The following is a 6330-nucleotide window of genomic DNA, read 5'->3' as shown; positions in this document are numbered from 1 at the left end:
CTTTTTTGTTTTCGTGTTCTCTCCCTTGCCCCCCCCCCCCCCCGCCGCGCCCCCCCCCCCGCGCGGGGCCCCCCCCCCCCCCCGCCCCTCGGCTGCTCGTACGAACAGCCTCAACAGCACGACAGCCCCGGCGACTTGAGACCCCCCGGGGCTGTCCAGGACCTGACTGGAGGACCTGATGCACAGCATGACACGACCGACCCCCGCCCCGACGAACAGCCTCTGCCCGATCTGTGAGGGCACCTTCGAGACGTGCCGGTGCACCGGCGTTTCGCAGCTGCTGACCGCTCTTGCTCCCCGTGCGGGTGTGGCGGACGAGATCGGTGACCTGGACGACCGGAGCGGCGACGACGGCCGCGGTTACGAGCGGGACGAGACCGAACGCGCCTTCCGCCAGATCGTGCAGCAGCTGGTGGACGACGGCGACGACCGCGCCGCCGGGGCCGGCCGCCGGGCGCGGCGCACGCTCCAGGAGATGGCCCCCGGCTACGACCGGCAGCCGGTCCTGATCCTGCACCGGCCGGTGATGGGCCAGTGCCCGCTCTGCGAGCGGTACAACTGCACCGGCCACGACTGCCCGCCCAGCGTCACCGCACTGGACGAGCAGGGCCACAAGGACCTGAGCGACAAGGTGGGGAAGAAGAACGAGCAGTCCGAGAACCCCTACCCGAAGTAGCGGTGGCCGCTCTCATACGCGCCGCCCGGACCGCGCACCCCCACGCCGGGCCGGGCCTCACCCCGCCCAGGCGGGGGACCCCGCGCACCCCCAACCACAGCCCCCCCCCCGGCCCCCCCCCCCCCCCCCCCCCCCGCCGGCGCCGCCCCCCCCCCCCCCCCCCCCCAGGGCGTGGGAGGCCGGTCACCAGGTCACGGACATCCACCCCGCCAGCACCGCGAGCCGCCCCGGGACGCACCCCGGGGCTGCTCCGCACAGCCATTCCAGGAGGCCCCGATGAACCCCTTCTCCATCATCAACGCCGTCTACGCCCCCTCCGCGAACCTGCCGGTCAACACCAACTGGCGTACGCACTCCGCGTGCCGGGACGAGGACCCCGACCTGTTCTTCCCCATCGGCACGAGCGGCCCGGCCATCGCCCAGGCTCAGGAGGCCAAGGCCGTCTGCCGTCGCTGCCCGGTCATGGAGGCCTGCTTGGACTGGGCGCTGGAGTCCGGCCAGGACCACGGGGTGTGGGGCGGCACCGACGAGACCGACCGCCGCCGGATCCACCGTCGGGCCACGCGCCTGCGCCTCAAGGAGCAGCGGGCCGCCGCGTGACGAAGCGCAGCCTGTACGACCTCTACATGGCCGCTGCCGCAGCGGTCCGCGAGCACGACGCCACGTGCGCCACGTGCTCGCCGGAGCGCCGCTGCACCACCGGCCGCCGCCTGTACGGCGAGCTCGTCCGGCTCCAGGACGACTACCTCGCCCAGCAGAAGACGACGCGCGCCTGACCGCACCACGGGACAGGAACCCAACTCCTCTCCCGCCCCGCGCTGATCCACCCGCACCGGCCGCCCGCACCACGGGCCGCCGGCCCTTTCGCACGCCTCCAGCCCGGGACACTCCCGGGAATCGCCTCCCTCCTCGAGGAGAGCCCCATGGAAAGCAGCCACCCCGCCATCCCGACCACCACCACGCCCACCACGGTGCTGCCGGACTCGCTGTGCCAGCACACCCCCAGGTGCCCGAGCGCCGACAGCCCCGACCGGGAGGCCGCGAAGGTCGTAGCTGCCCACCCGGAGCAGGGCTGGAGCCTCTTGTGCAACGCGCTGCTGCTCTGGGAGGACACCGGAGCGCTGCTCCCCGACGGCCAGATCATCGCCCCGCACCGGCCCACCGACACCCCGGGCCACTCCGCCCGGGTGTTCTTCCGGCCTGCGGCCACCTCTGCGCTCATCGGCGGCATGGGCGGCAGCGGCAAGACCGACATGGCCGCGCTTCACGCGGCGATGGCGAACCTGACCGGCTCCTCGCGGCCGGCCTGACGGCTGCCCGATCCGCCCGCACCGACCGCTCACCACCAGGGCGGCCGGGACGGGCGGTGACAGGGAGCCGGACAGTCCGGAGCCAGCACCGAGAGGAACGTCCATGTTCGAGTTGAACCGCCGTACCCCGCAGGAGCTGGAGAAGGCCGAGAGCGGATTCAGCCGGGATGTTGAGGTCTACGTCTGCGGCATCCAGGCCACCCAGCCCTCCCTCGACGTTCTCACCCAGCTGACCGCGAAGGCGTACGCCCTCTCCCTGCGGCGCAAGCGCGAGGACTGGCTGGCGTGGGGAGACAGTGGCATGCCGATGACCGGCGACGACATCGCCGCTCACGCCGAGGCCGCCATCCGTTTCCTGCAGACCAGCGGCTGGGCCCCGCGCAACCACCGGGGCATCTACGAGGCGCTCAACGCCGCACGCGCCGACGACACGACCGGGCGGCTGTCCAGGGACACCAGCGTCGCCGTCCGGGACATCCTCGCTCTGTTGATCTGCGCCACGACCGGCGCACCGTACGCCCACTACATCGACTGGGACGAGCACCCCGCCCGCACCGTCGAGGAGGTTCTGGCCCTCCTGGTCGCCACCGCGGCTTTCGCCCGCACCTACGGCCCCGCCCAGACCGCCGCGGCCTGACCCCCTCGGGTATCCGGCCGGCTGCCCCCGCGTTTCGTCTCCACCCGCTCTGCGTTTCGTCTCCGCCCGCCCGCGTTTCGGGAGCACCGGCCACCCGCCCCCGGGGCGGCTGCTGCTCCCGCCGCGCTGGACCCGGCGGAGACAGACCTGGGCCACGAGCGGCGAGCCGCTCCGACCCCCGTTTCGTCTCCACCGCACCCCGTTTCGGGAGCAGCCGCCCGCGTTTCGGGGACAGCGCCTCCCGTTTCGCATCCGCCCTGAATCCCTCATTCCGGAGGCCCTCATGACGATCACCGAGTGGCCGCACACCGCGGCCGAACCCGACCCCGTTTCGCCCGCACCGGCCGCCGTTTCGGAGACACCGGCCGCCGTTTCGGCAACGCCCGGCACCGTTTCGGAGACGCCGGATTTCGTTTCGGAGACGCAGAAGCGGAATCCGGACGAGTCCACTCCCGCCGTCCCGCGCGGCCCGCTGACGGGTATGCAGAAGCTGGCGATCGGCGGGATCATCGTCTTCGCCCTGGTCCTCGCCGGGATCGGCCTCTACCTGTCGTTCGCGCACGTCGCGAGCTTCGCGCACAAAGAGCTGCGCTTCGGGTCGCTGGAAAAGGGCCAGCTGTTCGCGGTCGGTGTCGATGTCGGGATCATGGTGATGATCGCGGTCGACCTGCTGATGGCCTGGCTCAAGCGGCCCATCACCTGGATCCGCTACCCGGTATGGCTCCTGACCAGCGCAACCGTCGTCCTCAACGCTGCTTCCGCCGCGCCGAAGGACCGGGCGTGGACGTTTGTGGACTACGTCGCCGCGTTCGCGCACGGTGTCGTCCCGGTCCTGTTCATCATGATCGTGGAGGTCGGCCGGGACGCGATCGACCGGATCGTGCGCCCCGGCCGGGAGGGCCGCGATGCGATCCCGCTGATCCGCTGGGTGCTGGCGCCGTTCGCCACACCCCGGATCTACCGGCGGATGCGGCTGTGGGGTGTGGCCTCCTACCCGGAGATGGTCCGCCGTGAGCAGGACCTCCTGGCGTACGAGCAGTGGCTCAAGCGCAAGTACAACGGCGACCTGTCCAAGGCCACCGACGACGAGCGGCTGCCGATGAAGATGGCCCCCTACGGCTACACCGTCAGCGAGGCCCTCGCCATGCCTGACCAGCAGGAAGCCGCAGCGGAGCAGCGCGAGGAAGAGGCCGAGCGGCGGCGCCTGGAGGCGACGACGCGCAAGCAGCTCGCCGAGAAGCAGGCCGAGGCCGAGCGCCTGGAAGCCGACGGCAAGCTCGAAACGGTCCGGGCCCGGGTCAACAGCGAGAAGGGCACGGCCCACGCGCACTCCAAGGCGCAGATCAGCGCCGCCGAGAAAGCCGCCGCCCGGGACGAGGCGGCGCAGGAGACGGCCGTCCAGGCCGAGGCCCGCACCCGCGTGGCCGAGGCCGAGCGCCAGGAGGCCGAAGCCCGCGAGGCGGCCGCCGACGCGGACCTCCGTACGGCCGAGCTGGAACGCGCCGCGGCACAGAAGCGGAAGGAAGCGGCGGAGAACGACCGGGTCGCCGCCGCCGAAGCGCAGGCGGTCGAGACCCAGGCCATCGCCGAAGCCCGCAAGGCCACGGCCGAAGCCGATCAGGCCGCTGCCGAAATCGAAGCGGCCGCTGCCGAAACGCGCCGGGCCGCTGCCGAAACGACACGGAAGGAGGCCGAGGAGATCGAGCGGAAGGCGCGCGCCGAAGCCGGTGTGGAGGCCGCCCGCAAGGCTGCTGCCGAAACGGAGAAGGCCGCTGCCGAAACGCGGCGGGCCGCTGCCGAAATCGAGCGGCGCGCGGTCGAAATGGAAGACGAGGCCAAGCTCCAGCCGCGCGAGCGCCAGGTGCGCAAGGTCGCAAGGATGGCGCTCGCCGCCGGCCTTGTCCCCGGCGGCCTGGCCCTGGAGGACGTGCAGGACGAGCTGAACAAGGTGGTCTCGATCGCCGACGTTCAGCGCGCGTGCGACGTGTCCTCCACCGACACCGCCTCCAAGTACCGCCAGGAAGCCGCGATCCTCATCGCCGACGGCTACCGCCTGACGGTGTGACCTGCACAAACGACCTGTTTCGACGGTTCCACCGGCCCCCGGGACGAAGACAGCGCCCCGGGAGCTCGGTGAAGGCGCCGAAGCGCCGGTCCCACCCTGCCACCCAGCCCGCCGAAAGGGGGTGAAAACACGTGAACGACCCCGTCAAGAAGAGCCCCTGGGAGGCGCCGCCGCCGCAGCGGCAGAAGAAGCTCTCCCAGCGCCGCGCGGAGCGCCTCGCACGGCGTGCCGAGTACTGGGGGCAGCGGATCGCGGCGGCCCGGAACATCAGCCTGGAAGCGGCCGCGTCCCTGACCTTCGACCGGGCCCGCGGGGAGCTGGACAGGCTCCCCGACCACATGCGCGACGCCGCCTGGGAGGCGCTGATCCGGGCCGTCGACAAGGTCCGCGAGACGCACGCACAGTGACCGCCCGGCTGTGACAGCAACTGTGACCGGAGCTGTGACAAGCCCTGTGACCGCCGAAAAACCTCTCACCCGTGTCCGCATGCGCATGCGCGCACGTGCGCGCGTGAGGATACGCACCCATCTCACGCTCCGTCAACAACCCACCGTGTCCCGGAAGGACGGAAAACCCATGATCGAAACCGCTGTGACCGCCGCTGCCGGAGGTGCCTGCGCCGGGTCGGCCGCTCTCCTCTACTACGCGGAGAAGCTCCCCGGACTGGCCAAGGTCACCAACAAGCTCCACACCGACCGCGCCCAGGCGCTGCTGCTCGCGACGGCGTCGGCGGCGATGGTCGCGACCCCGGCCGGGGCGTGGTGGAACGAGAACGTCAACGCCCTCAACGACTGGGCGACCTCGTCGGTCGGCGAGTGGACCGGGCTGATCATCACCGGATTCCCGGCGCTGTTCGTCACGTTCATGTTCGCCAACGACCTGGTGACCCGACGGGTCGAGCACCGCACGCTCGCCCTGGGCGCGGTCCTGCCGGTGCTGGCGTCCACGATCCCCGGCCCGGTCGGCGAGGGCGTCCAGGGAGTTCTGGCCTGGGTCATCACGAAGATCGGCACCCTCGTCGCCGGCGCCTTCGGCATCGCCTAGAAGAAGAAGGAGAAGTCGTCTCGTGATCGAGTTACTGGTCCTCATCGCCATCGCCTACGCCGGAGCGCGCGGTGTCGAGTCCATCACCAACACCGGCGACCGGCGCCTGGACACCAAGGCCGCCGAGAAGACGGTCAAGACGGTCGCCGACAAAGGCCCCAAGGGCAGCAGCAAGAGCACCGTCAAGCCCGGCCCGACCGACCCGGGCGGCACGTTCAGCGCCGCCGCCCCCCGCAGCGCCACGATCGGCGGGAAGGCCGCGGTCCCGCTCGCGGTCCTCACCGAGACCAGCACGGTGATGTGGAAGGCCGTCGGCGAGGGCTACCGCGAGCGGTGGCCCCAGATCCGCGAGGAGCGCCGGCAGAAGATGGCCGAGCGCGCCGCCAAGCGCAAGGCCGAGAAGGAAGCCGCCCAGGTCGAGAAGGAAGCGGCCGAGGAGAAGCGCAAGGCGGACGAGGCCGCGGCTGCGGCCGGGCCGCCCCCGCCGTTCCCGCCCCGCCGCGGCCCCCCCCCCCCCCGCCCCCGGGGCCCCCCCCCCCCCCCCACGGCTCGATGATCCACAAGGACAACGCCATCACCGAGCTGTCCGAGGCGGTGG

The 6330-nt window shown here is 72.0% G+C and carries 9 protein-coding genes; all 9 read left to right on the top strand.

Annotated elements, in window-relative coordinates:
- Positions 1 to 187: 187 nt before the first annotated feature.
- The 9 genes from JS521_RS10460 (at position 188) to JS521_RS10420 (ending at position 6288) form a co-directional block, all read left to right on the top strand.
- Positions 188 to 676: a hypothetical protein gene (locus JS521_RS10460; protein ID WP_205082445.1), complete on the top strand. Its 489-nt coding sequence runs from the start codon at positions 188 to 190 to the stop codon at positions 674 to 676.
- Between the two features lie 276 nt (positions 677 to 952).
- Complete coding sequence (locus JS521_RS10455) at positions 953 to 1276, top strand: WhiB family transcriptional regulator (protein ID WP_205082444.1); 324 nt, start codon at positions 953 to 955, stop codon at positions 1274 to 1276.
- Entirely contained in the window at positions 1273 to 1452 is a 180-nt protein-coding gene (locus tag JS521_RS10450; protein WP_205082443.1) for a hypothetical protein, read from the top strand. Before JS521_RS10455 ends, JS521_RS10450 begins: the two co-directional genes overlap by 4 nt.
- A gap of 147 nt (positions 1453 to 1599) precedes the next feature.
- Entirely contained in the window at positions 1600 to 1986 is a 387-nt protein-coding gene (locus JS521_RS10445) for a DUF5999 family protein (protein ID WP_205082442.1), read from the top strand.
- Between the two features lie 103 nt (positions 1987 to 2089).
- On the top strand, positions 2090 to 2623 hold the full coding sequence (locus tag JS521_RS10440) for a DUF6197 family protein (RefSeq protein WP_205082441.1): 534 nt from the start codon (positions 2090 to 2092) through the stop codon (positions 2621 to 2623).
- 283 nt (positions 2624 to 2906) lie between these two features.
- Positions 2907 to 4688, top strand: coding sequence for a DUF2637 domain-containing protein (locus JS521_RS10435; RefSeq protein WP_205082440.1), 1782 nt, complete (start codon positions 2907 to 2909; stop codon positions 4686 to 4688).
- 131 nt (positions 4689 to 4819) lie between these two features.
- Positions 4820 to 5095 (top strand): hypothetical protein, encoded by a 276-nt coding sequence (locus JS521_RS10430; protein ID WP_205082439.1) that lies wholly within the window; start codon positions 4820 to 4822, stop codon positions 5093 to 5095.
- A 169-nt stretch (positions 5096 to 5264) separates the two neighbouring features.
- Positions 5265 to 5732 (top strand): hypothetical protein, encoded by a 468-nt coding sequence (locus JS521_RS10425; RefSeq protein ID WP_205082438.1) that lies wholly within the window; start codon positions 5265 to 5267, stop codon positions 5730 to 5732.
- Positions 5733 to 5754: 22 nt separating this feature from the next.
- Positions 5755 to 6288, top strand: a complete 534-nt coding sequence (locus JS521_RS10420; protein ID WP_205082437.1) for a hypothetical protein — start codon at positions 5755 to 5757, stop codon at positions 6286 to 6288.
- The last annotated feature ends 42 nt before the right edge of the window (positions 6289 to 6330 follow it).

The organism is Streptomyces durocortorensis (assembly GCF_016901035.1).
Lineage (GTDB): Bacteria > Actinomycetota > Actinomycetes > Streptomycetales > Streptomycetaceae > Streptomyces > Streptomyces durocortorensis.
Note: the sequence above shows the minus strand (reverse complement) of the source record. Positions and strands in the feature narration are given on the sequence as shown.